General features: G+C 69.6%; 28 protein-coding genes. 8 read left to right on the top strand and 20 right to left on the bottom strand.

Going from position 1 to position 22743, the window contains the following annotated elements; genetic code table 11:
* Positions 1-499 precede the first annotated feature (499 nt).
* Positions 500-1750: a phosphatidylserine decarboxylase family protein gene (locus tag QZM72_RS01135; protein ID WP_301736895.1), complete on the top strand. Its 1251-nt coding sequence runs from the start codon at positions 500-502 to the stop codon at positions 1748-1750.
* Positions 1751-1772: 22 nt separating this feature from the next.
* Here QZM72_RS01135 and QZM72_RS01130 read toward each other — a convergent pair whose 3' ends face one another.
* The 5 genes from QZM72_RS01130 to QZM72_RS01110 form a co-directional block, all read right to left on the bottom strand.
* Complete coding sequence (locus QZM72_RS01130) at positions 1773-2006, bottom strand: hypothetical protein (protein ID WP_089471223.1); 234 nt, start codon at positions 2004-2006, stop codon at positions 1773-1775.
* Between the two features lie 307 nt (positions 2007-2313).
* Positions 2314-2643: a DUF1488 domain-containing protein gene (locus QZM72_RS01125; RefSeq protein ID WP_089471222.1), complete on the bottom strand. Its 330-nt coding sequence runs from the start codon at positions 2641-2643 to the stop codon at positions 2314-2316.
* Positions 2644-2646: 3 nt separating this feature from the next.
* Entirely contained in the window at positions 2647-3195 is a 549-nt protein-coding gene (locus QZM72_RS01120) for a type 1 glutamine amidotransferase domain-containing protein (protein WP_089471221.1), read from the bottom strand.
* Between the two features lie 279 nt (positions 3196-3474).
* Entirely contained in the window at positions 3475-3840 is a 366-nt protein-coding gene (locus QZM72_RS01115; RefSeq protein ID WP_301736894.1) for a hypothetical protein, read from the bottom strand.
* Between the two features lie 85 nt (positions 3841-3925).
* The gene (locus QZM72_RS01110; RefSeq protein ID WP_301736893.1) at positions 3926-4378 is read right to left on the bottom strand and encodes a hypothetical protein; all 453 of its coding nucleotides are present in this window, start codon (positions 4376-4378) and stop codon (positions 3926-3928) included.
* 157 nt (positions 4379-4535) lie between these two features.
* Here QZM72_RS01110 and QZM72_RS01105 point away from each other — a divergent pair, with 157 nt between their 5' ends.
* Both QZM72_RS01105 and QZM72_RS01100 read left to right on the top strand, forming a co-directional pair.
* Positions 4536-4892 (top strand): DUF3175 domain-containing protein, encoded by a 357-nt coding sequence (locus QZM72_RS01105; RefSeq protein ID WP_301736892.1) that lies wholly within the window; start codon positions 4536-4538, stop codon positions 4890-4892.
* A 43-nt stretch (positions 4893-4935) separates the two neighbouring features.
* A complete protein-coding gene (locus QZM72_RS01100) occupies positions 4936-6258 on the top strand; it encodes a cation:proton antiporter (RefSeq protein ID WP_089471218.1) in 1323 nt (440 codons plus the stop codon).
* A gap of 4 nt (positions 6259-6262) precedes the next feature.
* Here the strand turns inward: QZM72_RS01100 and ligD are convergent, their stop codons facing one another.
* The 12 genes from ligD to QZM72_RS01040 form a co-directional block, all read right to left on the bottom strand.
* Positions 6263-9073: a DNA ligase D gene (gene ligD, locus QZM72_RS01095; protein WP_301736891.1), complete on the bottom strand. Its 2811-nt coding sequence runs from the start codon at positions 9071-9073 to the stop codon at positions 6263-6265.
* A gap of 48 nt (positions 9074-9121) precedes the next feature.
* Positions 9122-10144: a Ku protein gene (locus QZM72_RS01090; protein WP_301736890.1), complete on the bottom strand. Its 1023-nt coding sequence runs from the start codon at positions 10142-10144 to the stop codon at positions 9122-9124.
* A gap of 91 nt (positions 10145-10235) precedes the next feature.
* Positions 10236-12350, bottom strand: coding sequence for a catalase HPII (katE, locus tag QZM72_RS01085; protein ID WP_301736889.1), 2115 nt, complete (start codon positions 12348-12350; stop codon positions 10236-10238).
* A 127-nt stretch (positions 12351-12477) separates the two neighbouring features.
* Positions 12478-12864 carry a DUF3022 domain-containing protein gene (locus QZM72_RS01080; RefSeq protein WP_301736888.1) on the bottom strand — a complete coding sequence of 129 codons (387 nt, stop codon included), beginning with the start codon at positions 12862-12864 and terminating at the stop codon, positions 12478-12480.
* The gene (locus QZM72_RS01075; RefSeq protein ID WP_006498332.1) at positions 12861-13022 is read right to left on the bottom strand and encodes a DUF1328 family protein; all 162 of its coding nucleotides are present in this window, start codon (positions 13020-13022) and stop codon (positions 12861-12863) included. The genes QZM72_RS01080 and QZM72_RS01075 overlap by 4 nt, the downstream gene beginning before the upstream one ends.
* 46 nt (positions 13023-13068) lie before the next feature.
* Positions 13069-13257 (bottom strand): DUF3008 family protein, encoded by a 189-nt coding sequence (locus QZM72_RS01070; RefSeq protein WP_006498333.1) that lies wholly within the window; start codon positions 13255-13257, stop codon positions 13069-13071.
* A gap of 71 nt (positions 13258-13328) precedes the next feature.
* Complete coding sequence (locus QZM72_RS01065) at positions 13329-14762, bottom strand: RNA polymerase factor sigma-54 (protein ID WP_301736887.1); 1434 nt, start codon at positions 14760-14762, stop codon at positions 13329-13331.
* Between the two features lie 228 nt (positions 14763-14990).
* On the bottom strand, positions 14991-15500 hold the full coding sequence (locus QZM72_RS01060; RefSeq protein ID WP_301736886.1) for a DUF892 family protein: 510 nt from the start codon (positions 15498-15500) through the stop codon (positions 14991-14993).
* A gap of 87 nt (positions 15501-15587) precedes the next feature.
* Positions 15588-15902, bottom strand: a complete 315-nt coding sequence (locus QZM72_RS01055; RefSeq protein ID WP_301736885.1) for a hypothetical protein — start codon at positions 15900-15902, stop codon at positions 15588-15590.
* 49 nt (positions 15903-15951) lie between these two features.
* Complete coding sequence (locus QZM72_RS01050) at positions 15952-16263, bottom strand: hypothetical protein (protein ID WP_301736884.1); 312 nt, start codon at positions 16261-16263, stop codon at positions 15952-15954.
* Positions 16260-16508, bottom strand: a complete 249-nt coding sequence (locus QZM72_RS01045) for a hypothetical protein (RefSeq protein ID WP_301736883.1) — start codon at positions 16506-16508, stop codon at positions 16260-16262. Before QZM72_RS01045 ends, QZM72_RS01050 begins: the two co-directional genes overlap by 4 nt.
* Positions 16509-16694: 186 nt before the next feature.
* Positions 16695-17003: a hypothetical protein gene (locus QZM72_RS01040; RefSeq protein ID WP_089471209.1), complete on the bottom strand. Its 309-nt coding sequence runs from the start codon at positions 17001-17003 to the stop codon at positions 16695-16697.
* A 174-nt stretch (positions 17004-17177) separates the two neighbouring features.
* Between QZM72_RS01040 and QZM72_RS01035 the strand changes: the two genes are divergently transcribed.
* The 3 genes from QZM72_RS01035 to QZM72_RS01025 all read left to right on the top strand — a co-directional run bounded on the left by QZM72_RS01035 (position 17178) and on the right by QZM72_RS01025 (position 18533).
* Positions 17178-17432, top strand: coding sequence for a hypothetical protein (locus QZM72_RS01035; RefSeq protein WP_089471208.1), 255 nt, complete (start codon positions 17178-17180; stop codon positions 17430-17432).
* A 95-nt stretch (positions 17433-17527) separates the two neighbouring features.
* Positions 17528-17959 carry a CBS domain-containing protein gene (locus tag QZM72_RS01030; protein WP_089471207.1) on the top strand — a complete coding sequence of 144 codons (432 nt, stop codon included), beginning with the start codon at positions 17528-17530 and terminating at the stop codon, positions 17957-17959.
* 91 nt (positions 17960-18050) lie between these two features.
* Positions 18051-18533 (top strand): PRC-barrel domain-containing protein, encoded by a 483-nt coding sequence (locus QZM72_RS01025; protein ID WP_089471206.1) that lies wholly within the window; start codon positions 18051-18053, stop codon positions 18531-18533.
* 132 nt (positions 18534-18665) lie between these two features.
* Here QZM72_RS01025 and QZM72_RS01020 read toward each other — a convergent pair whose 3' ends face one another.
* On the bottom strand, positions 18666-19145 hold the full coding sequence (locus tag QZM72_RS01020; protein WP_089471205.1) for a response regulator: 480 nt from the start codon (positions 19143-19145) through the stop codon (positions 18666-18668).
* Positions 19146-19378: 233 nt separating this feature from the next.
* Between QZM72_RS01020 and QZM72_RS01015 the strand changes: the two genes are divergently transcribed.
* Together QZM72_RS01015 and QZM72_RS01010 are read left to right on the top strand one after the other, a co-directional pair.
* The gene (locus QZM72_RS01015; RefSeq protein WP_301736882.1) at positions 19379-20047 is read left to right on the top strand and encodes a UdgX family uracil-DNA binding protein; all 669 of its coding nucleotides are present in this window, start codon (positions 19379-19381) and stop codon (positions 20045-20047) included.
* Positions 20044-21345: an NRAMP family divalent metal transporter gene (locus QZM72_RS01010; protein ID WP_301736881.1), complete on the top strand. Its 1302-nt coding sequence runs from the start codon at positions 20044-20046 to the stop codon at positions 21343-21345. The genes QZM72_RS01015 and QZM72_RS01010 overlap by 4 nt, the downstream gene beginning before the upstream one ends.
* 111 nt (positions 21346-21456) lie before the next feature.
* On the opposite strand, the gene QZM72_RS01005 is transcribed toward QZM72_RS01010, so the two are convergent.
* Both QZM72_RS01005 and QZM72_RS01000 read right to left on the bottom strand, forming a co-directional pair.
* Positions 21457-22068 (bottom strand): DUF892 family protein, encoded by a 612-nt coding sequence (locus QZM72_RS01005; RefSeq protein WP_089471203.1) that lies wholly within the window; start codon positions 22066-22068, stop codon positions 21457-21459.
* Positions 22069-22127: 59 nt separating this feature from the next.
* On the bottom strand, positions 22128-22742 hold the full coding sequence (locus QZM72_RS01000; RefSeq protein ID WP_301736880.1) for a DUF4142 domain-containing protein: 615 nt from the start codon (positions 22740-22742) through the stop codon (positions 22128-22130).
* Position 22743: the final 1 nt, after the last annotated feature.

Raw genomic sequence — 22743 nt, 5'->3', positions numbered from 1 at the left:
GCCCGGTCGGCGACGCGACCGGGCTTTTTCATTGGCGAAAATATAAATACGCCACGCGGGATTTTTCGAGCGACCTATTTATCGTGCTTGAGCCGCGCATTTATCGCGCGCGGCCTCGTCACGACCACTCTTCCGGCGGCATCTCGCCGCGGTCATCTTCCCACAGCGGTTTCGCCGTCTCCTCTCCACGGCTCGGCGTCACGGGCCCGTTGCCGCTTGCACGAGCGTCACCACGCTCGCCGCGCCGCGCCCCGTCGCGCGTCGCCGCCGCACGCGGCCGTGTTCGCGTACGCGTCGGCGTCACGGTCCGCTGCCCGTCGCGACGACGCTCGTCCGTCGTTCCCGCATCGTTCGTCTGTCGTGGGTTCGAAGCTGTAGCCATTTTTCTCTCCTGAGTCATCGAAGGAAACCCGTCGCCCGAGCGCCGCAATTTTGGTGCCGCGCGCCGGGCAAGCGTCTTGCTCCATCGCTTCGCCCCCTAACCATTCCGGAGGAGACGATGCCGACGAATCGCAACGCGCCGCCCGCCACACGCCGCCGCCTCGGCGAATGGATGGCCAGCGAGGAAGCGCACATGGCCGCGTTCCGCGAAAAAATCGCGAACGAAGCGCGCGCGCATGCCGGCGAGCAACTGCGCACGCCGGCCGTGCAGGAACTCGCGCGGCTGTTCGACGACAACGCCGTGTTGCGCATGAGCGTGACGCGCGCGATCGACGAGGCGCGCGAAGCGGGATACCGGCTCGGCTACGCGTCGATCGGGGAACTGATGACCGTGCTCGACCATCTGATGACCTACACGCCGCCGTTCAGCGAGGAAAGCCTGATCGTGTGCCCGCTGAACGCATTCTTCGACTGGCCGATGTGCATGCCGTCGGGCCACGCGGTGTTTCGCGACGCGTCCGTCAATGCGCAGTTGAAGCGCGTATTGAATGCGTGGTGCGACTTCCTCGGCGGCCCGCATTCGCGTGCGCATCTCGACACGTCGCCGCCCGACGGCTGGTTCTGCGACGAAGCCCGCAAGCGCCTCGGGCTGTCGCAGTTCCAGTATCGCGAAGACCAGCCCCACTGGGGCTTCGATTCGTGGAACGACTTCTTCACGCGGCGCTTTCGCGACGGCGCGCGGCCCGTCGCGGCGCCCGACGATCCCCACGTGATCGTCAGCGCGTGCGAGGCCGCGCCGTATCACACCGAAACGAACGTGAAGCTGCGCGACACGTTCTGGATCAAATCGCAGCCGTACTCGCTGCGCGACCTGTTCACGCCTGCGTGGCTGTCGCTCGCCGAGCGCTTCGTCGGCGGCGACGTCTACCAGGCCTACCTCAGCGCGTACAACTACCATCGCTGGCATGCGCCGGTGCGCGGCGTGGTCACGCACGCGTATCGCGTCGACGGCGCCTATTACTCGGTCGCCGAAGCGGAAGGCCCGGACCCGGCCGGGCTCAACGACTCGCAGGGCTACATGACGGCGGTCGCCGCGCGCGCGGTGGTCGCGATCTCCAGCAACGACCCCGGCATCGGCACGGTGGCCGCCGTGTTCGTCGGGATGGGCGACGTGTCGTCGTGCGTGATCGACGTCATGCCGGGGCAGCGCGTCGACAAGGGCGACGAGATCGGCTATTTCCAGTTCGGCGGCTCGACCTACTGTCTGCTGTTCGAGGCCGGCGTGATCGACCGCTTCCTGTACGCGCCGCCGTTCGACGGCCAGCCGCCGGTCGTGCAGGTCAATGCGCCCGTCGCGATCGCACGCTGAGCGCCGCGGGCGGCCCGGTGCGTCACGCTTCCGCTTCCGTTGCGTCGGACCGGGCCCCGTCGTGCCGCTGCACGCTGTGCAGGACCGACAGGCCGTCGGCGGTCAGCGCGGGCCGGTGTTGGCCGGACGCATCGTCGCGCTCCATCACGATCAGGTGTCGTTCGACGAGCGCGACGATATCGTCGCGGTCGAGTTGAATCTGTTCCGGTGCGCGATGCACCAGGAACAGTGCCGCGAATTCATGGGCGGTCAGCATGCTCGTTTCCCCGTTGGCGGCTACGCGCGACGCGACACCGGCGTCGCATCGGCCAGCGGCGCGTATCGTGCGCCGGCAACGTCATGGACATGCAGGGAGCGTGCCAACCGGTGTCGTTCAATCGGTGACCGTGCGGTGCGCGCGCCGCGCGATGTGGCACCACGCGAACGCGTTCGAGCCGCTGCAAAGTTTTCAACGGCATGTAATCGGTAACGGCAGGGCAACGGCGGACACGGGAGACGTCCGGTGAAACCGGCCTGAAACAGACCGGCTACAGGCCGGGAACGCAAGACGAAATGCGGCCCGCTCAGGGTTCCCGCGAGCGAAACAATCCCGCCCGCGCCGCGCCGGCCGGCGCACGGAAATACCCGCTGTGCAGCACCACGTCGTGGTTGCCGCTCGCCAGCACGTCCGCGCATGCGGCTTCGATCCGCGCACGGCCCTGCTCGAACGCGTCGCGCAGATCGGCCTCCAGCGCGGAGCGCGCGCCGAAATGATCTTCCAGCGCCTCCACCGTGATCGCGCAGGCCTGCGGCGCCCCGTCGACGTCGACGACGAAGCGCAACTGCAGCGCCGCGCCGTCGAACGTGGGCGGTTGGTCGGTCAGCGTCACGGCGCGCGGGGAATCGGCCGGCATCGCTCATGCCCTCCGCGCCGCGAGACGCTCGACCAGCGCGCCGTTGAACGCGGGCAGATCGGCCGGCTTGCGGCTCGTGATCAGGTTGCCGTCGCGCACGACTTCCTCGTCCACCCACTTGCCGCCCGCGTGCCGGATGTCGTCCTGCAGGCTCGGCCAGCTCGTCATCGTCTTGCCCTCGACCAGCCCGGCCGATACCAGCAGCCAGCCGCCGTGGCAGATCGCCGCGACCGGCTTGCCGGCGCCGACGGCCGCCGTCACGAATTCGCGCGCGGCCGGCACCATCCGGATCGCATCGCCGTTGATGACGCCGCCCGGCAGCACGACCGCGTCGTAGTCGCCTTCGCGCGCATCGTCGAACGTGCGATCGACCTTCACGCGCTCGCCCTTGTCGACGTGCCGGAAACCCTGGATCTCGCCGCGCTTCTGCGAAATCACGTCCACCTGCGCGCCTTCGGCCGCGAGCGCGCGCTGCGGTTCGACGAGTTCGGCTTCCTCGAAGCCGTCGACCGCGAGAATCGCTATCTTGCAATGATCCAGCCTGCCGCTCATGAATGCCTCCGTGGATGGGAATAAGGGTGGGACGGCACACGCCGTGCCGTTTCCCGTCGTGCAGCAATCGCCATTCCGCCGCCAGTGCCGCAGCCCATCGCCCTCGTCGCGTCGTGCGCAATGCGGGACAACGGGGAACGACCCGCGATCGACGGCGGCCACCCACGCAGAGGAGGATCGACCGCCGCCCGTCGCCGCGCCCGGGTGCAAAGTTTTCAACGGGATGTAACGGGACGCCGTGGGGACGCCGTGGCGACGCCGTACGTCGATCCGGCGCGATTACTGCAAATGACGTGCGGCGTCGAGCATCGCGTCGGTCAGCTCGACCGTCAGCGTCAGGTTTTCGTCGGTATCGGGCAACTGTTCGAGCGTCTGCTGCACGGCGTCGTGCAGCATCGCGTGCACGCGCATCCGCGCGCCGTCGTCGAGATCCGCGTAGCGCTCCATCGTCGAGCATTCGAGCGCGAGCACGACCGAATGCCGGGCCGCCTCTGGCGGCGCCTCGACGGCGTTCGCCCAGGCCGCATGGAACATGACCCTGCCCGTTTCGACGTCCACGTGAACCGTCGTGTCGAGATCGTCCACGTCGGTTGCGTCGCTGTCGATCTCGTCGTTCTCCAGGAAAATCCGGGAATTCGATTGCATGATGTCCTCCTGCGTGGTGGCGGCGGGCCCGTCCCGGGAAACCGCGCCGCCATCGCACCGTGCCGGCCGCGCCGGCACGGTGCCGTCAATAACCGCTGGAACCGCCGCCCGTCCCGCCGGCCCCGCCGCCGCCCGTGCCCGTCGAGCCCGCCGAACCACCGTTGCCGGCGCCCGTGCCGCCCGACCCACCGGCCCCGCCCGACCCGCCGCCGACCCCGCCGCCCATGCCGCCGCTACCGCCCTGGCCGGCGCCGTTCGGGCCGCCGCCCGGCTTCACGTGGCCTGCCGCCCCGCTGTGCGAACGCATCCCGTGCTTCGCCCCATGCCGTTGCGTGCCCGCCGGCGGAGGCGGCGCGGTCGTATTGCCGTTGGTGCCCGGCGTCGACATGTCCATCGACGGATTCGGCGCACCGGTGCCCTCGTCCGAGCGCTGCGAATTCTGCGCCCATGCAGCCGGCGCGGCCGCGACGATCGCGACGGCCGCGCAGGCCAGCAAGCGCCGCGCGACGAACTTCGATTCGAATGCTGCTGACTTCATGGCGTTTTCTCCCTATGGGTGATGGCGTGATGGAAATTCCTGCTCCGATCCTTCAGCAAGGCCCATGCCGTCACCGGCCACGTTCGCGACGCGGCACGCGATTTGCGGCCCCTCTGTTCGCACGCCCCTTCTGTCACCCATACGGAGCCCTTGCCTTATGCCTTCTGCTTCCGCTTCCCACGCTCACGGCAAGCGCCACACGCGCCGCCCGGGCCGCGCGCGCAGCGCCGACCCGGCCCACCGCAAGCGCTGGTCCGGCGAAGTCACGCAAAAAAGCGATGCGCTCGACATCGAGCCCGACATCTTCAAATCCGACGATCCGGCCGAGATCGCGGCGTCGCTGAAGCACTCGGCGGAACACAGCCGCCGCCGCAAGGCGTCGCCGTTCCAGTCGGCGATGTCGATGCTGAACTTCTACGTGAACCGCGCGGGCCGCAACCTGCCGAAAACGCGCCGTACGACGCTCGAACGCGCGAAGCGGAAACTGCGCGAAGCCTTCGGCCGCAAGCCCTGACGGCTGGCGCGCCGCCCGTCTCCCTCCGCTGCGATTCCCACGCATGCACGAAACCCTCTGGTATCTGATCGTTGGCGCGGTACTGCTGGGCATGGGCGTCGTGACGTCCGCGCTGCGTCACCTGCCATGCAGCTCCGCGATGATTTACCTGGTGATCGGCGTCGCGCTCGGCCCGGCCGGCGCCGGCCTGCTGCATCTCGACCTCGAACGTGACGGGCAGCTGCTGCGCGAGATCGTCGAGGTCGCGCTGCTCGTGTCGCTGTTCGCGATCGGGCTGCGATTGCGCGTGCCGCTGTCCGACAAGCTGTGGCTCGTACCGTGCCGGCTCGGACTGCTCGCGATGATCGTCACCGTGCCGCTGCTCGCCGCGTGCGCGGTGCTCGCGCTGGGTCTCGGCTGGGGTCCCGCGCTGCTGCTCGCAGCGCTCCTCGCCCCGACCGACCCGGTGCTCGCGCACGACGTGCAAGTGCACGATCCCGGCGATCGCGACCTGGTGCGCTTCGCGTTGTCCGGCGAAGGCGGGATGAACGACGGCATCGCGCTGCCGTTCGCGCTCGCGGGGCTCGCGCTGTGCGGCGCACCGGGCGCGACGTACGGCATCCCGCCGCTGTCCGGCACGTTCGCGCTCGTCGCGCTGTGGGGCATCGCGGGCGCGGTCGCGATCGGCGGCGGGCTCGGCTGGGTCACGACGAAGACGATCGGCTGGCTGCGCACGCGGCACGCGCAGGCGCTCGGCCTCGAAGGCTTCTTCGCGCTCGCGCTGATCGTGCTGTCGTTCGGCGCCGCGCAGCTCGCGCACACGTTCGGCTTCATCGCGACGTTCGCGGCCGGCGTCGCGATGCGGCGCGTCGAGCATCGGGCGAGCGGCGACCGGCCGCCGCGCGAAGTGATCGGCCAGATCGATTCGGAAGACGTGGTCGCCACCGAGAAGCATCCGGAAAAAGCGCATGCGTTCATGGCCGAATCGGTGCTGGGCTTCACGATCGAGCTCGAACGGATCGCCGAAGCGGTCGTGATGACGATGATCGGCAGCGTGCTCGCGACGCTGCCCGGCCCGCTGCTCACGTGGGGCGCCCTCGCGCTGGCCGCCGCGCTGTTCGTCGCCGTGCGTCCGCTCGCGGTGCTGGTCACGCTCACCGGCTCGCGCGCGACGCATGCGCAGCGGCGGCTGATGGCGTGGTTCGGCATCCGCGGGATCGGCTCGTTCTACTACCTGCTGTTCGCGCTCGAGCACGGGCCGTCCGAAGTGGTGCGCCCGCTCGCGGCGCCGGTGCTGGCCGTGGTATCGGCGTCGGTGGTCGCGCACGGAATCTCCGCGACGCCGCTGATGAACTGGTATTACCGGCTGCAGCAGCGTCGGCGCTGACGCTTCATGCGTCGGCGCCGAGCCGCGCCCGCATCGCCGCGGTGATGCGCTGGCGCGTGCCCGCATAGTCTTCCCACGGGTCGCGCTTCAGCGTGTCCAGCCGCTCGTGCAGCGTATCGATCGTCCATTGCGCGCCGCCTGTCGTGTGGGGCACCTCGTCCCAGTCGAGCGGCACCGACACGCCCATGCCGGGCCGCGCGCGCACCGAATACGCGGCGATCGTGCTCGCGCCGCGCCCGTTGCGCAGATAGTCGACGAAGATCTTGCCGCGCCGGTGGCGCGGCCCCATCGTCGCGGTGAAACGGTCGGGCAGCGTGCCGGCGACGTGCTGCGCGACCGCGCGCGAGAAGTCCTTCACGTCGTCCCAGCCCGCATGCCGCGTGAGCGGCACGACGACGTGCAGCCCCTTGCCGCCGCTCGTCTTGCAGAACGACACGAGCCCGAGCTCGTCGAGCAGCCCGCGCACGAGTTGCGCGGCGTCGATCATCGTGCGCCACGGCAACGCCGGATCGGGATCGAGGTCGAACACGATGCGGTCGGGCCGCTCGATGTTCGACGCGTGCGCGTTCCACGTGTGCAGTTCGACCGTGCCCATCTGCGCGGCGCCGAGCAGCGCATCGACGCTGTCGATCGACAGCAGCGGGCCGTGGCCGGGATCGAGCCCTTCGTGCTGCGTGACGAACGGAATCTCGCGGCGCTCCGCGTGCTTCTGGAAGAACAGCTCGCCGGCGATGTCGCCCGGCGCGCGCACGAGCGACACGGGCCGGCCTTTCAGGTCGGGCAGCAGCCACGGCGCGACCCACTGCCAGTAACGCGCAAGATCGATCTTGCGCGTGCCGCCTTGCGGGTCGAGCACGCGCTCCGGATGCGTAATGCGCACGCGGCCGAGCGTGTCGGGGCCGGACGCGTCGCCTTCGGCGCGCGCGGCCGCACGAGCACGTGACGGGCGCTTGCGATCGGCGGTCTCGTGAGCGGCAGGCGATGCGCGCTTGCGTGTGTCGTCGTGCGGGGTCTGGCGTTGATCCATCGTCACCTCCGTTTCCGTGTGTTTCGGCCGCTCGCGGACGATCTGCTCCGCCGGCTTGTCGTCGCGCAGCGCGATGAACGCCGCCTGCCGCACGATCCCGTCGCCGGTCCATTCCGCGAATTCGCATTCGGCGACGAGCGTCGGCTCGACCCAGTGCACGCGCGTGCGCGTGCGTTCGCGCGGCGGCGCATCGAACGGCATCGTGTCGCGTTCGTGCTTGCGCAAAATCGCGGCGAGACGGTCGAGCATCCGCGCGTCGAAGCCGGTGCCGACGCGGCCGACGTAGTGCAGCGGCGCCGGCCCGCGCCGCCGTTTGCCGGCGGCCGGCGGCTCGTGCACGCCGAGCAGCAGCGCGCCGAAGCCGTGCCGGGTGCCCGACGGCTCCGTAAAGCCGCCGATCACGAACTCCTGCCGGCGCCGGCATTTGAGCTTGATCCACGCAGGCGATCGGCCGGCGCGATAGCGCGAGTCCGCACGCTTGCCGATCAGCCCTTCGAGGCCGGTGTCGCACGCGCTCGCGATCAGCGACGCGACGTCCTCGCCGAGATTGGGCGAAAAGCGCACGCACGCCGGGTCGCTGTTCGCGAGCAGCGGTTCGAGCAGCGCGCGACGGGCGGTGAGCGGCGCGTCGCGCAGGTCGTAACCGTCGAGATAAGGCAGATCGAATACGAAGAACGTGACCGTGTCCGAGCGGTCCGCACCGAACGCGTTCTGCAACGCCTGGAAATCGGGCAGACCGTTTTCGCCGAGCACGACGGCCTCGCCGTCGAGCCATGCGTCGTCGACGTCGAGCGCCGCGAGCGCGTCGCGCTGCGCGCGCAGCTTCGCGGTCCAGTCGCGGCCTTCGCGCGTCATCAGCGTGACGCGCCGGCGCGTGCCCTTCCCTGCAATGCGCGCGAGAATTCGATAGCCGTCGAACTTCAGTTCGTAGCACCAGCCGCCCTGGGTCGGCGGCGCGTCGACCAGCGTCGCGAGTTGCGGCGCGACGCGCTCGGGCCGCGGCGCACGCACCGCGCCTTCGACCTGCGACGGATCGGCGGGGGGCGGGCTTTCTTCACTTTCGTGGCTGGCGTCACCAGCGTGTCGCGCGTCAGGTCCATCGCCGCCCTCGTCCGTCGAGCGGCCGCGCCGCGTCGCGCGCTTGCGCGCCGCGCCGTTGGACGCACCGTCGTGCACACTCCCCGGCCGCTCGCCGACGACGTCGAATTCGTCGGCGCTGCGGGCAGCGTCGTCCCCTTCCTTGATCAGCAGCCACTGCTCCTGGCGCCCTTCCTGCCGCCCGCTGCGCACGAGCGCCCAGCCGCCGTGCAGCTTCTCGCCGTCGAGCCGGAACGTCAGCTTGCCCGCCCGATAGCCTTGGCGCGCCTGCGCCACGCCGCCGTCGGGCGTCCACGTCCCCTCGTCCCAGACGACGACCGACCCCGCGCCGTAATGCCCGGCCGGAATCTCGCCTTCGAACGACGCGTATTCGAGCGGATGGTCCTCGACGTGCACCGCGAGCCGCTTGACCTGCGGATCGAAGCTCGGCCCCTTCGGCACGGCCCACGACTTCAGCGTGCCGTCGAGTTCGAGCCGGAAGTCGTAGTGCAGCCGGCGCGCGTGGTGCTCCTGGATCACGAAGCGCAGCGGCTGGCGCTCGCGCGCGGCAGGCTTCGCCTTCGGCTTCGTGCCCGCTTTCGTGTCGGCCCGCGCATCGGCCTTCGTGCGTCGCTTCCCGTGCGCCCCTTCGGGCTCGGGCGTCGCGCCGAAATGGCGCTTGCGGCGATACGGATCGAGCTTGCCGGCCATCGCGTCACCTCGTCGGAGGAATCGGAATCGGAGTCGGCGTGACGGGCGTCACGCCGCATGCTTGCGGCGCGCGGCGGTCTTCTTCGTCGCATGGTCGCTCGCCGCGCTGCGTTTCGCGGCGGCTTTCTTCGCCGCGGTTTTCGTCGTCGTGCCCTTCGACGCGGATTTCGATGGCGGCTTGCGACGCGCGCCGCCCCGCGCGGATGACGGTGACGACGACGCACCGTCCTCCCCTTCATCGCGTTCCGCACGCAGATCCGCCGCCCGCGCACCGGCGCCGCCCTTCAGGCTGCGCTTCAACAATTCAGTGAGATCGACGACGTTGCTCGCCGCGCGGCCCGTCTGCGCGGGCCGATCCTCGATCTCCTCGATCTTGCCCGCGCGCACCTTGCGCTCCACCAGTTCGAGGATGTCGTCGCGAAACGTGTCGTGATATTCGTCGGGCGTCCACGTGCCCGACATGTCGTCGATCAGCTTCTTCGCCATCCCGAGTTCGCGCGCGGTCACGCCCGCGCCCTTCGCGTCGGCGGCCGGCACCGACAATTCGTCGAGCGGCCGCAACTCTTCCTGCCAGCGCAGCGTATCGAGCGCGAGTATCGGCCCGACCGGAATCAGCGCGCCCAGATGCTGGCGGTCGCGCATCACCACGAGCGCGATGCCGATCTTGCCGCTGTCCTTCAGCGCGTCGCGCAGCAGCGCATAGACCTTCTCGCCCTTGCGGTCGGGCACCAGGTAGTACGGCGTGTCGAGATAGAGAAACGACACGGCATCCGCGTCGACGAAGGTCAGGATATCGACGGTCTGCGTCGATTCCGGGTTCGCCGCGCGGATTTCGTCGTCGGTGAGCACGACGTAGCGCTCCTTCTCGTACTCGTAGCCGCGCACGATATCCTCGCGCGTGACTTCCTTGCCGGTGCGCTTGTTGATCTGCCGATAACCGATCGGGTCCATCGAGCGCTTGTCGAGCATCCGGAACGACGGCTTCACGGTGCGCGTCGCCGGAAACAGCTGCACGGGCACGTGCACGAGCCCGAAGCTGATCGCGCCTTTCCATATCATCCGCGGTGCCATGCATGTTCCTCCTTGCCGGATGCGCGCCCGCCCGAAGGCAGGCGCGCGGTACGGCCCAAACCGCTATCGGCCGCTATCGGCCAATTTCGCGCTATGCCGGCAACTCCGCCGCCTGCTGCTCGCGCGCCCACACGCGATGCTGGCCGAGGTGATCCGACAGCGTGTTCAGTACCGTGTCGAGATCGACCGGCTGCCCGACGCACACGCCTTCGGCCGGATCCGGCAGGTGCGCGGCGCTGAGCAAGTGCCGCCCGGACCCGACGGCCGCGATCGGCTTCAGGTGCTTGAACGCCTCGCGCACGAAATGGCGGGCGTCGGCGCTGTGCGCGAGATCGCGGCCATCGCCGTCGCCGCCGCACACGAACACCGCATCGAACATCACCGACGGCATGCCGACGAGCGTCGCCTCCGGCACGATGCCGCCGATCGGCGCGAGCGTCGGCGCGACGATCGTCGGCACCGCGTGCGCGGCCAGCAGCGCGTCGCGCACCTGCTCGACGAGCACCGGGTTCACGCCGGGCGTCGCGATCAACGCGATCTTGCGCGAGCGGATGCCGGGCTTCGCGCGGCCGATCAGGCTCAGCGCGGGCGAGCGCTGCGCGACGACCGGCGTCGCGGCCGCCTGCGGCGCCGGCAGCCCGAGCCGTTCGGCGACCTGCGCGGCGAGCCCCGCGTCGAAGCGCGCGATGATCTCGTTGACCACGCGCTCGCGAATGTGCGGCTGCGTCACCTTGCCGAGCTCGAAGCAGTACGCGTCCCGGATATGCCGTTGCTCGATGTCGGTCATGCTCTGGTAGAACAGCGCGGGCTGCGAGAAATGGTCGGCGAACGATTCGCTGCGCACGCGCACCTTGTGGCCTTCGAGCGGCTCCGGCACGGTCTCGAACCCGCCGCCGGACGGCGCGGGCGGCGTCTCGCGCGGCCAGCCGCCGCTCGTCGAGTTCGGCTCGTACGACGCCTGGCCGACGTTGATCGTCTGCCGATGCATCGCGTCGCGCTGGTTGTTCGCGAACGGGCACACCGGCCGGTTGATCGGAATCTCGTGGAAATTCGGGCCGCCGAGCCGGCTCAGCTGCGTGTCGGTGTACGAGAACAGCCGCCCCTGCAACAGCGGGTCGTTCGTGAAATCGATGCCCGGCACCACGTGGCCCGGGTGAAACGCGACCTGCTCGGTCTCCGCGAAGAAGTTGTCGGGGTTGCGGTTCAGCGTCATCCGGCCGATCGGCCGCACCGGCACGCGTTCTTCCGGCACGAGCTTGGTCGGATCCAGCAGGTCGAAGTCGAATTTATCCGCATCGGCCGGGTCGATCATCTGCACGCCGAGTTCGAACTCCGGATAGTCGCCGCGCTCGATCGCCGTCCACAGGTCGCGCCGGTTGAAATCCGGGTCGTGGCCGGCGATCCGCTGCGCCTCGTCCCACAGCAGCGAATACGCGCCGCTCACGGGCCGCCAGTGGAATTTCACGAAACGCTCTGCGCCGGCCGCGTTCACGAAGCGGAACGTGTGCACGCCGAAGCCGTCCATCGCGCGATAGCTCGCCGGCAGCGCACGGTCCGACATCAGCCAGAGTACGGTGTGCGTGGTTTCGGGCACCAGCGACACGAAGTCCCAGAACGTGTCGTGCGCGGACGCGCCGGTCGGCATCTCGTTCGGCGCCTCGGGCTTTACTGCATGCACGAAGTCGGGAAACTTGATCGCATCCTGGATGAAGAACACCGGCATGTTGTTGCCGACGAGGTCGTAGTTGCCTTCCTGCGTATAGAACTTCACCGCGAAGCCGCGCACGTCGCGCACGGTGTCGGACGACCCGCGCGGCCCCTGCACGGTCGAGAAGCGCACGTAGACCGGCGTTTCGGCGGCCGGGTCCTGCAGGAACGCGGCCTTCGTGTACTCGGCCATCGGTTCGTACACGCGGAACACGCCGTGCGCGGCCGAGCCGCGCGCGTGCACCACCCGCTCCGGAATGCGCTCGTGATCGAAATGCGTGATCTTCTCGCGCATGATGAAATCTTCGAGCAGCGACGGGCCGCGCGCGCCGCCGCGCAGCGTGTTCTGGTTGTCGGCGATCCGCACGCCCTGGTTGGTCCGCAGCGCCTCGCCGTCGGGGCGCGCACGATGCTCGTCGAGCTGGCGCGACTTCGCGCTGTCGTGCGGGGGCGTCGGTTGCGTCGGGGGCGTCTTGCCGGCGGAGGGGGGAGTCGTCATCGTCAGGTGTCCTCGTGGGATTCGGTAGGAAGCCGCTGCCGCACGGCGACGCGCCGCGGCGCGCGCGTGCGGACGGCAGGAAAAGCCGGCCCGGCGCGCCGCGAACGGCCGCGGGCCGGTGGCGGTGTCAGGGCGCGCGCAGTGCCGCGTCGAATGCCACGGCCGTCACGTCGAGCGCGACGTTGCACTCGATCACCGTGTCCTCGACGCGCGGCTTGTGCTCGTCCACCGCGCGCCGCGCGCGGTCGCACAGCTGGGTGCGCACGCGCAGCCGGTCGGCCGTGTCGAGCGTCGCGTAGCGTTCGATCACGTCCGCGTCGAACCGCATGTCGACCGTGCAGCGCCATTCGCGCGCGTCCTCGTCGGACGGCACGCGCACCCACGACACGTGGATCGTCAGCCGCCCGGACGCGTCGTCCGCGTGCACGACGACCGTCGACTGCGACGGAAAACCGATCGCGAACGCATGCTCGAGTTCCGCGATGCGTTGCGACCGGTCGGGCGTGACCGTCATCGGCGCACGACCCCGAGCAGCAGCGTGACCAGGAAGATCACGACGAAGATGTAGAACAGGATCTTCGCGATCTCGGCCGCACCGGCCGCGATGCCGCCGAAGCCGAACACGGCGGCGATGATCGCGATGACGAAGAAGATGATGGCGTATCGAAGCATGGAACCCTCCTGGATGACAGCGGTCGTCACTAAACGTCGGCGCCGATCACGCATCGTGCTTGTGTTTCGGTTTGCCGTGCGTGGGCGTGGAAGCCATTTTCTCGAGCTCTTTCTCGCTCATCGACTTGGCCATCGATTTCGACGGCGGCTTCAAGTCCTTCATCTTCGTGTCGCCGCGCTTGGCCGACAGCGCGGCCCCGGCGGCACGCTGCTGGGCCTGGGATTTGGCTGGCATGGTTGCGCTCCTCTCGTTGGCGCGCGAGCCGACGCAACGCGCGGCACGCGCGGGTTGGAACAATGAGGCCGTCACGCGGCGTCGCGGCGCCGCAGGTCGGCCGGCGGAATCTTCATCGCCTGGCGATACTTGGTCACTGTCCGACGCGCAAGAAGAATGCCGCGGCCCGCGAGGTTCTCCGCGAGCGCGACGTCGGACAGCGGGTCGGTCTGCCGCTCGGCCGCGATCATGTCGCGGATCAGCACCTTCGCGGCCGACGCCGAACACACGCCCTTGCCGGCGGCCTCGAGCTTGCGCGGGAAGAAATGCTTGAACTCGAACGTGCCGTGCGGCGTGGCCATGTACTTGTTGCCGGTCGCGCGCGAGACGGTCGATTCGTGCAGGTCGAGCTCTTCCGCGATGTCGCGCAGCACGAGCGGCTTCATCGCGATCTCGCCGTAGCGGAAGAAATCGCGCTGCCGCGCGACGATGCATTCGCCCACGCGCTGGATCGTGTCGAAGCGCTTTTGCACGTTGCGGATCAGCCAGCGCGCTTCCTGCAACTGCTGGCCGAGCGGCGAATCGCGCTCGCCGCTCGACTGCGCGAACAGCGTCGCATAGCGTTCGTGCAAGCGGGCGCGCGGCAGCACCGCCGGATTGATGGTGACGATCCATTCGTCGCGCACCTGGCGCACGATCACGTCGGGCACCACGTAGTCGCCGCGCGTGCTGCCGTAGTGATTGCCGGGGCGCGGATCGAGCCCGCGCACGAGCGCGCAGGCCGCCTGCAGCGTGTGCGGGCTGCAGCCGAGGCGCCGCTGGATTTCGGCCGTCTCGCGGCGCGCGAGCCGCTCCAGATGCTCGCGTGCGATCGTCTTCGCTTCCGCGAGCGCCGGCGTGCCGGCGGGAATCGCGTCGAGTTGCAGCACCAGGCACTCGGACAACGAGCGCGCCGCGATGCCGGGGCGGTCGAGCATCTGCACGAGCCGCAGCGCGACCGCCAGATCCTGCTCCGACAGCAGCAAGGCCGGATCGGCGGCAACCAGCAGTTCGGACAGCTCCTGGCGCAGATAGCCGTCGTCGTCCAGCGCATCGATCACGAGGCGCGCGGCTTCGCGGTCGCGCCTGTTCAGCGGATAGAGTCGCAGCGCATCATGCAACTGCTGATGCAGCGACGGTTCGGCGGCCATCCATTCGCCCGGCGACAAGCCGTCGGCGTCGTCGCCCTGACGGCTCGTGCCGCGCGGTGCGGGCGCGGCCGTAAACGGCACCTCGCCGTCCGGCGCACGGATGTCGTCGCGCTCGGGCGGCACGTCGGGCGCGGCCGCTTCGCTCGGCGCCTCGGCGGGCGCCGCAGCGGTTTCCTCGTCGCCCTGGCCGTCTTCCAGAAACGGGTTCATGTCGAGCGCCTGGCGCAATTCCTGTTGAAACTCGAGCGAGGACAACTGAAGCAGTCGCAGCGACTGCTGGAGCCTCGGCGTAAGTGCCAGATGCTGTCGCATCTGCAGCGCAAGCGAGACGGGCATCGAAAGCCTCCTGACGTTGGGTTCGCGGTTCGCGGTATAGCTTCTGTCCAACGTCATGCAGCTTCCGTGCCAGTCGCGTGAAGCTTGCTGCGAAGCGGTTCTCGGGGGTTCGCACCCCGTTTCGCCACGCGCCAGAGCCGCTTTTTTACAAGCCGGGGGCAAGTTAGGGGGCACGTATTTCGCTCACGAGAAGCGGCACGTTCCGCAAGCGCCCCACGGGCCGCGCGGCTACCGCTTCGCGTCGATGCGGTCCACCGCCGACCGGTCGAGAAACGCGGTGGTCAACTCGGGCAGATGGCGCAGCAGCCACGCGGCCATGTCGCGCTCCTGCTGCAAAATCCCCTCGCAACACGCGCGAATTTCGTCTTCGCCGGACGCCTGCGCAGCCGCGACGAGCGCCGTGTAGGCGGCGATCTCGAGCTGCGCGAACGCATAAGCGGCGAGCGCCGTCTTCACGATTTCGTCGTCCGCGAGCATGCCGCTCGCGATCTGCCCGTACGCGGCCACGCGCGCGGCAAGATCCTTGGTCGCCGACGGGGACGTGCCAAGCCGCATCAGGCACGCCTCGACGAGCGCCTGCTGGCCGAGCGTGGCGTCGAGATGCAGCCGAAGCCGGTCCTGCAACGCCGGATAGTGACCGACCCGCTTCATCTGCGCATCGATCATCGTCTCGGCCTGGCGCTCCATCGCGTACGCATCGCGCAGCCAGTCCTCCAGGTGCTCGTGCTGATTCGCCATCGCGTTCCTCCGGCCGCATCGCGGTGCGGCATGCCGTGACGCGGCGTCGCGTCGTGCCTGCGCGGCGCGTCGCCGCGGGGCATCCTGTCAGTACTGCATCGGCGGCGGCGTGCCCGGCAGCGGCTGGTCGCCCTGCGTGCCGTTCGGGCCCGGCGGCGGCACGTCGGCCGGTTCGCCGACGGTCGTGCCGCGCGGCATCGTGTTGCCCGGCGACGGACGCGTGTCGTAGCGCGTGTTCGCGTCCGGCATCGTCGTGGTCGACTGCGCGCCGCGCCCGTCGGGCGGCGCGGGCGGCGCCGCATGCGTGCCGTACGGGCCGCCGGCCGGTTGCGTGCATGCGCCCAGCGCGCATGCCGCGGCGAACGCACAGGCGCCCGCGCGTATCGTCTGGATCGTGTTCATCGAATCCTCCCTGGAATCGACGGCTCCGGGCTGGCCGTTACGGCACGGCTCAGAGCCGGTTGAAATGGAAATCGCCCGCGTACGCGGTCGGTGCGCGGCGCGCCATCATCGTGTCGAATTCGGCCGCGACGCGCGTGAGCGTGCCGCGTTGCCGGTCGACGTCGGCCCGTTGGAGCGCGGCGAACGCGTCGGCGTCGAACGTCACGGTCAACGACGCCGGGTGGCCGTCGACGCGAAAGCCGATATGCAGCGCGCCGGCCGGGTGCTCCTCGACGTGGAACGGCAGCGCGCGCGCCTCGAAATGGCGGCCGAGCGTTTCGGCGATGTCGCGCAACATGCCGGGTTTCATGCGGATGCTCATTGCAGGCCCTCCTTTCGTCTCGGCGGCATCGCACCGGTTGCCCGTGCACGCACCGGCGGCTCAGGCGACGGCGGATCGCGTTCCGGCGGCGCATGCCCGGGCGGATCGCCCTCCGGTTCCCGGTACGGTTCGGGCATGTCCGGCGGCACGTCGTCGGGACCGGGCGGCGCGGGGTCCGGCTCGATGTCGGGCAACGGCGGTTCGGGCCGTTGCAGCCACTGCGCGGGTTCGGGTGTCATCGGCATTCCCTCGTTGCGAAGTTCGGGTCGGGATCGGCGCGACGGCCGCGTATCGCGGATTCGCAAGCCGCGTGCCGTCCGTTCGGGTTGCCGCACGCCGCACCCCACGGGGATCGATACGCATGCGTGCGGTCCGGCGCGGCGCGCCGTGCCTTCGCTACACCGGTCGCTGCAAATCTTGCAAGCACGCGGCTACGCGTCGTACGCGGCCATCACGAGCCACAATTCGCGGCCGTCGTCGCGCACGCGCGCGGCGAGCGCATACGGATCCGACGGCTCGCACGCACATTGCAGCGCGAAGCGCGCGGGTTCGGTCGCGCCGAACGTCTCGTCGCCGAGCCGCCGCACGTCGGCCTTGCCTTCGAACATCCGGCGCTCGGGCCGGTAGATCAGCGGTTCATGCTTCCACGTATCGAAATGGCTTTTCACCGAATCGAATCCGCCGCCGCATACATTGATTTCGTAGCGCACGCCTGGTCGTCGTTTCGGAATCATCGTCATGCCTCCCGCTCGATGTGCGCGCAGCAGGCACCCTGTTGCGCCGGGTCGTGATGGTCGTCGTCGTGGTCGTCGTCGTGGTCGTCGTCGTCGCAGTGGCAAGTCGCGTGCCGTGCGCACGGAGCAGGCACGCCGGTTGCGCCACACAGGCTCCTCGTCACGATACGGAGCACCGCCATGAAGGATTCGACCCGGCCGGGCCACGACGCACCGGCGCACGAGCGGCAGCCCGACCCGCAACCGCCGCTGAAGGATCAGGACCGCACGCGCACGCGCCATTCGGAGCGCCATATCGACAAGCAGCTGGAGGACACGTTTCCTGCAAGCGACCCGCCCTCGACCGGCGGCGTCACGCGTATCGAAACCGACAAGCCGGCCGGCACGCACGACGGCGGCCCGCGGGACGACAAGCGCGACCGCGACGACGCGTGACGAGACGGCCCGCGCGCGGCATGCGGTTTGCTGAAGTTTGCTGAATCGCACCGGCCGCATCGGCACCTTGCTACCCCTACCGGAAGGAGAACTTCATGCATCGCGTCAACGAAATCATGTCGCAGGACGTCGTGCGGATCGCCCCGACCGACTCGATCCGTCACGCCGCCCAACTGATGGAGCGCTACGACATCGGCGCGCTGCCCGTGTGCGACAACAACCGGCTGATCGGGATGGTGACGGACCGCGATCTCGCGGTGCGCGCGATCTCGGCCGGCAAGCCGCCGGAGACGCGAATCCAGGAGGTCGCGTCCGGCCCGATCGAATGGTGCTTCGACGACGATCCGCTGGACGAGATTCAGCACTACATGGCCGATGCGCAACTGCGCCGGCTGCCCGTCGTCGATCACGACAAGCGACTGGTCGGCATGCTGTCGCTCGCCGACATCGCGACGCGCACGGCCAGCCCCGAGCGCGACGACGTCGCGAACACGCTGGAAGGCGTGTCGCAACCGAAGCAGACGTGACGGGGCGATTCCCGCTCCGCCTCGACAACCCGCGCGACCCGCAGGGCCCGCCCCCGGGCACGGTCGCGCCCCACGCAGCCAGGAGGACACCATGCAGACTCCCAATCAAGGGCAGACCCGCATCATCGGCAAGGGCGCCGCGACGGCGGCCGGCCCCGGCCCCGACGTGATGGCGGCCGATACGCTGGAAGGCGACAAGGTCTATACGACCGACGGCGACGACGTCGGCAAGATCAAGGACATCATGCTCGACGTGCGCTCGGGCCGCATCGCGTATGCGGTGCTGTCGAGCGGCGGCATCCTCGGCATCGGCGACAAGCTGCACGCCATTCCGTGGAGCGCGCTGACGCTCGACACCGAACGCAAGTGCTTCCTGCTGTCGGTGTCGTCCGAGCGGATCCGCAACGCGCCGGGGTTCGACAAGGACCATTGGCCGGCGATGGCCGATCCGCAATGGGCCGAGCCGCTGCACGAGTTCTACGGCAGCACGCCGTACTGGAGCGCGGGCGACGAGCTCGGGCTGACCGATCCGACCGAAGACCTCGACGACCCGCGCACGCGCGGCCGTCACTGACCGCACCCGGACGCGGCGCCGGTTCGCCGGCGCCTGCGTTCGGCATGCGTTCGATACGCCCCGCCTGTGCGGGGCGTTTTTTTGTCCTCGGCGGCGGCGGAAAAACGCCGCATCCGCCGCCCGCCAGCCTTTTTACAAGGGTCGTGTAACGTCCTCGTCGGCCCTCACGGCGCCGCCGCTCGCCGATTCGAGGTAGCCCAGCAGCCGGTGCGGCGTCAGCGGCTTCGCGCAGTGCGCGTCGAAGCCGGCTTCCTTCGCCCGTTCGCAATCGAGTCGCGACACGAGCCCGCTGCACGCGACGAGCAGCATGTCGGCGGTTTGCGGATCGCCGCGCAGCCGCGCGGCAAGCTGCAGCCCGTCGAGGCCGGGCATCGCGATGTCGAGCACGACCGCGAACGGCTGCCACGCGCGCGCGACGTCGCACACGGCGAACGGATCGTCGGCGACCCGGCACTCGAAGCCGCGCGCCTCCAGCAGCAGGCGCAGCGCATCCGCCGCATCGCGATAGTCGTCGACGACCAGCACGCGGCGCGGGCGGCGCGGCACGCTGTCGGGTGCGCGCCACAACAGCACGTCGTCGGCGGCCGGATCGTCGCCGGGTTCGGGTTGCATCGTGCTTCTCCTGTCGTTGGACGGGGTGGCCCCGCAAGGCGCGCGCCCATGCCGACTGCATCCGGCATGCCGGTTGCTGTCTCGTTCGCATCGTCGACCCAGGAGTCCTTCATGCGCGCGATGCGGCTTCGATCCTCCGGTTTGCTTCCCTCAGCACGTGCGACAACACGGGCGCCGGCATGTTCCGCGGGCGCGCGGCACGCCGCCCGTCGGGCTTGCGCCGGAGAGGCCGCATGACACGCAAAACGCCCGATCGCGAAAAAACGACGACGCCGGCCGACGGCGACGCACCGGCCACGCTCGACGCGTGCCGCCGCTGCGCGCTGTGGGAACACGCGACGCAGCCGGTGCCCGGCGCCGGGCCCGTCGACGCGCCGATCATGCTGGTCGGCGAGCAGCCGGGCGACCAGGAGGACCGCGCGGGCGTGCCGTTCGTCGGCGCGGCCGGCCGCATGCTCGACCGCGCGCTCGACGAGGCCGGGATCGAACGCTCGGACGTCTACCTGACGAACGCGGTCAAGCACTTCAAGTGGGAGCCGCGCGGCAAGCGGCGGCTGCACAAGACGCCCGCGCAGCGCGAAGTGGCCGCATGCCATTACTGGCTCGAGCGCGAGCTCGACGCCGTCCAGCCGCGCGTGGTGGTCGCGCTCGGCGCGACGGCGCTGCGCGCGGTGCTGCAGGACAACGACGCGACACTGGAGCGCACGCGCGCACCGGTGCGCACCGACGACGGCCGGCTCGTCGTCGCGACCTATCACCCGTCGTACGTGCTGCGCACACGCGGCGCCGATTCCCGCGAACGCGCGTACCGCACGCTGGTCGACGCGTTGCGCACCGCATCGCGCCTCGCACGCGAGCGGCGCCACGGCGGCGCTCGCGCGTCGCACGGGGACGCGGGATGAGCGGCCCGGACGAAGACGTCCGGCCGGCCGCCGACGCGCCGCCGGCCGCGAAACCGTGGTATCGGCGGCTCGGCCCCGGCCTGCTTGCGGGCGCGTCCGACGCCGATCCGAGCAACGTCGCCGTCTACGCGCAGGCGGGCAGCCAGTTCGGTTTCAACATGCTGTGGATGATCGTCGTCACGCTGCCGATGATGGTCGCCGTGCAGCTCGCGGCGGCGTTCATCGGGCGACGCAATCGCGAAGGGCTCGTGGCCGGCATCCGCGCACACTTTTCCGATCGCATCGCGAAGACGCTGATCGCGATGGTCGTGATCGTCAACGTCGTGAACGTCGGCGCCGATCTCGCGGCGATGGGCGATGCGACGGCGCTCGTCGCCGGCGGCCGCAGCTACTGGTATGCGCCGGTATACGGCCTGGCGTCGCTCGGGCTGCAGGTGCTGCTGTCCTACGAGCGCTACGCGCGCTGGCTCAAATGGATGACGCTCGGCCTGCTCGCGTACGTGATCGAACTCGGCTTCGTGCACGTCGACTGGGGCAATCTGCTGCGTGCCATCGCGCTGCCGCAGATTTCGTTCACGCACGACTATGCGACGACCGCAGTCGCGGTGCTCGGCACGACGCTGAGCCCCTACCTGTTCGTATGGCAGGCCGCGCTCGAGGTCGAGGAGACCCAGGCGGAGCGCCGCAACGGCGACCGGTCATGCGCGCCGGCCGCGCGCCGCGAGACCGAACGGCGCATCACGTTCGACACGTGGACCGGGATGATCGTGACCAACGCGGTGTCGTTCTGCATCATGGTGATCGGCGCGGCCGTGTTCTTCGCGCGCGGGCGGCACGACATCGGCAGCACCGCGCAGGCCGCCGAGGCGTTGCGGCCGATCGCCGGCGAAGCCGCGTTCCTGGTGTTCGCGTTCGGCATCGTCGGCTGCGGGCTGCTCGCGATTCCCGCGTTCGCGGGCAGCGCGGCCTACGGTTGCGCGGAAGCGTGGCGGTTCCGCGAAGGGCTGAACGAGCCCGTGCGGCGCGCGCCCGCGTTCTACACGGTGCTCGCGCTGTGCGTGATCGTCGGCATCGCGATCTGCTTCAGCCCGATCGACCCGATCCGCGCGCTGTACTGGAGCGCCGTGCTCAACGGCATCGCGGCGGTGCCGATGCTCGTGTTCGTGATGCTGCTGGCGCGCCGGCGCGATGCGGCCGGCCAGCCCGGCAGCGGCCCGGTATCGAAACTGTTCGGCTGGCTGGCGGTCGCGCTGATGGCGGCGTCGGTGGCGACGATGATCGTCGATCTGCTTTCGTGAGGGATCGAACCTCACTGGGTCGCTGCGTGGACGGTTGCGTACGCAACCGGATGGAATACGGGCGGCGCCGCATGCGACGCCGCCCGCTTGCCCGCGTACTACAACCGCGTATTACATCATCTTGCCGCGCGAGCGCTCGGCACGCGCCGCATCGGCGGCGGACTCCACCTTCTTCACTTCTTCCGGCGGCGGCAGCACCGCCTTGAAGCCCATCGACTCGATCCACATCTCGCGCGCCCAGCCACGCGTGTGATACAGGTGATGATCCTCGTCGGCCTCGACCTCGTCGTGCGCGGCCTTCAACACCTTCGCCGCGTCGCTGTCGGGCAACTGGTCCGCCGCGTAGCCGATCAGCTCCCAGTTCAGGTGATCCTTGGTTTCGGCCAGCACCACGCACTCGGCCGCGACGACCTGCGCGACGGCCGGGTCGGCCTGCTGCTTCGCCTGCTCGATCACCCGCACCAGCGATTCGCCGGTCGCCGCCACCGCGGCGCGCCCCGGCGATTGCGCATCGGGATCGAGGCCGAGCGTGTCGAACACCTTGCGCAGCACCTCCTGGTGATGCAGCGTCTCGCGATGGTACTTCTCCCATTCCTTGTGCAGGTCCTCGTCGGTCGCGCACTGGAGCGCGGCCTCGTAGATCTTCGCGCCGCCAAGCTCGGTTTCGTATGCCTGGCAGAGCAGTTCGAGGATACCTTCGTGCTTCGATTGCCGTTGGGCCATGACTGCTTCTCCGAAAAAGCGGGCCGCACGTGCGGCCCTGGGGTGGAACCGGGCGCGCGTTACTGCGCGCCCACCTTGCGTGCCAGCGTTTCCGCCATGCTCAAGTGATGCTTGAGCGTCGGCAGCGTGGATCGGGCGAACGCGCGCAGCTGCGCGTCCTTGCCGTCGCGTGCTTCGTCTTCGAACAACGCAACCGCCTTCTTGTGCGCATCCGGGCCGGCCGCCGCGAGATACGCGGTGTCGAAGTCGCGCCCACGCTTGCCGCGCAGCGCCTCGACGTCGGGATCCGAGATCTGTTCGACCTGCGGCTTCATGCCCTTTCGCGCGGCGATTTCGGCGAGCTTCGCGTTCGCCTTGCCGTGATCGGCGACCATCCGTTTCGCGAACGCGCGCACGTCCGCCGACTGCGCCTGCTTCAGCGCGAGCTGGCTCGCCTGTACCTCCGCCTTGCCGGCCATCGCGGCCTTGTCGACGAACTCCGCGTCGGTGCCCTTCGGCGCTTTCGCGATGCCGGAATCGCCTGCACCGGCCGCGCCCGACGACGGATTGATCACGCCGCCCGGCACATGCGCATTCGACGCGGGCGGCTCGCTCGGCATCTGCGCGCGGGCGAGCCCCGATACGGCGAGCACGCCGGCGGCGAGCGCGGCGATCGTCCAGTGGGGTTGTCTCATC

The organism is Burkholderia sp. AU45388 (genome assembly GCF_030481585.1).
Taxonomy (GTDB): Bacteria; Pseudomonadota; Gammaproteobacteria; order Burkholderiales; family Burkholderiaceae; genus Burkholderia; species Burkholderia sola.
This window is presented reverse-complemented; position numbering and strand designations above follow the sequence as displayed.

Coding starts and splice junctions, on each gene's coding strand:
- QZM72_RS01015 (WP_301736882.1), top strand. CDS start 19,379: ATGACACGCAAAACGCCCGATCGCGAAAAAACGACGACGCCGGCCGAC.
- QZM72_RS01005 (WP_089471203.1), bottom strand. CDS start 22,068: ATGGCCCAACGGCAATCGAAGCACGAAGGTATCCTCGAACTGCTCTGC.
- QZM72_RS01050 (WP_301736884.1), bottom strand. CDS start 16,263: ATGAGCATCCGCATGAAACCCGGCATGTTGCGCGACATCGCCGAAACG.
- QZM72_RS01035 (WP_089471208.1), top strand. CDS start 17,178: ATGAAGGATTCGACCCGGCCGGGCCACGACGCACCGGCGCACGAGCGG.
- QZM72_RS01120 (WP_089471221.1), bottom strand. CDS start 3,195: ATGAGCGGCAGGCTGGATCATTGCAAGATAGCGATTCTCGCGGTCGAC.
- QZM72_RS01020 (WP_089471205.1), bottom strand. CDS start 19,145: ATGCAACCCGAACCCGGCGACGATCCGGCCGCCGACGACGTGCTGTTG.
- QZM72_RS01130 (WP_089471223.1), bottom strand. CDS start 2,006: ATGCTGACCGCCCATGAATTCGCGGCACTGTTCCTGGTGCATCGCGCA.
- katE (WP_301736889.1), bottom strand. CDS start 12,350: ATGACGACTCCCCCCTCCGCCGGCAAGACGCCCCCGACGCAACCGACG.
- QZM72_RS01135 (WP_301736895.1), top strand. CDS start 500: ATGCCGACGAATCGCAACGCGCCGCCCGCCACACGCCGCCGCCTCGGC.
- QZM72_RS01000 (WP_301736880.1), bottom strand. CDS start 22,742: ATGAGACAACCCCACTGGACGATCGCCGCGCTCGCCGCCGGCGTGCTC.
- QZM72_RS01100 (WP_089471218.1), top strand. CDS start 4,936: ATGCACGAAACCCTCTGGTATCTGATCGTTGGCGCGGTACTGCTGGGC.
- QZM72_RS01025 (WP_089471206.1), top strand. CDS start 18,051: ATGCAGACTCCCAATCAAGGGCAGACCCGCATCATCGGCAAGGGCGCC.
- QZM72_RS01055 (WP_301736885.1), bottom strand. CDS start 15,902: ATGAACACGATCCAGACGATACGCGCGGGCGCCTGTGCGTTCGCCGCG.
- QZM72_RS01065 (WP_301736887.1), bottom strand. CDS start 14,762: ATGCCCGTCTCGCTTGCGCTGCAGATGCGACAGCATCTGGCACTTACG.
- QZM72_RS01105 (WP_301736892.1), top strand. CDS start 4,536: ATGCCTTCTGCTTCCGCTTCCCACGCTCACGGCAAGCGCCACACGCGC.
- QZM72_RS01010 (WP_301736881.1), top strand. CDS start 20,044: ATGAGCGGCCCGGACGAAGACGTCCGGCCGGCCGCCGACGCGCCGCCG.
- QZM72_RS01080 (WP_301736888.1), bottom strand. CDS start 12,864: ATGACGGTCACGCCCGACCGGTCGCAACGCATCGCGGAACTCGAGCAT.
- QZM72_RS01045 (WP_301736883.1), bottom strand. CDS start 16,508: ATGCCGATGACACCCGAACCCGCGCAGTGGCTGCAACGGCCCGAACCG.
- QZM72_RS01110 (WP_301736893.1), bottom strand. CDS start 4,378: ATGAAGTCAGCAGCATTCGAATCGAAGTTCGTCGCGCGGCGCTTGCTG.
- QZM72_RS01030 (WP_089471207.1), top strand. CDS start 17,528: ATGCATCGCGTCAACGAAATCATGTCGCAGGACGTCGTGCGGATCGCC.
- QZM72_RS01070 (WP_006498333.1), bottom strand. CDS start 13,257: ATGCCAGCCAAATCCCAGGCCCAGCAGCGTGCCGCCGGGGCCGCGCTG.
- QZM72_RS01075 (WP_006498332.1), bottom strand. CDS start 13,022: ATGCTTCGATACGCCATCATCTTCTTCGTCATCGCGATCATCGCCGCC.
- QZM72_RS01125 (WP_089471222.1), bottom strand. CDS start 2,643: ATGCCGGCCGATTCCCCGCGCGCCGTGACGCTGACCGACCAACCGCCC.
- ligD (WP_301736891.1), bottom strand. CDS start 9,073: ATGGCCGGCAAGCTCGATCCGTATCGCCGCAAGCGCCATTTCGGCGCG.
- QZM72_RS01115 (WP_301736894.1), bottom strand. CDS start 3,840: ATGCAATCGAATTCCCGGATTTTCCTGGAGAACGACGAGATCGACAGC.
- QZM72_RS01060 (WP_301736886.1), bottom strand. CDS start 15,500: ATGGCGAATCAGCACGAGCACCTGGAGGACTGGCTGCGCGATGCGTAC.
- QZM72_RS01040 (WP_089471209.1), bottom strand. CDS start 17,003: ATGACGATGATTCCGAAACGACGACCAGGCGTGCGCTACGAAATCAAT.
- QZM72_RS01090 (WP_301736890.1), bottom strand. CDS start 10,144: ATGGCACCGCGGATGATATGGAAAGGCGCGATCAGCTTCGGGCTCGTG.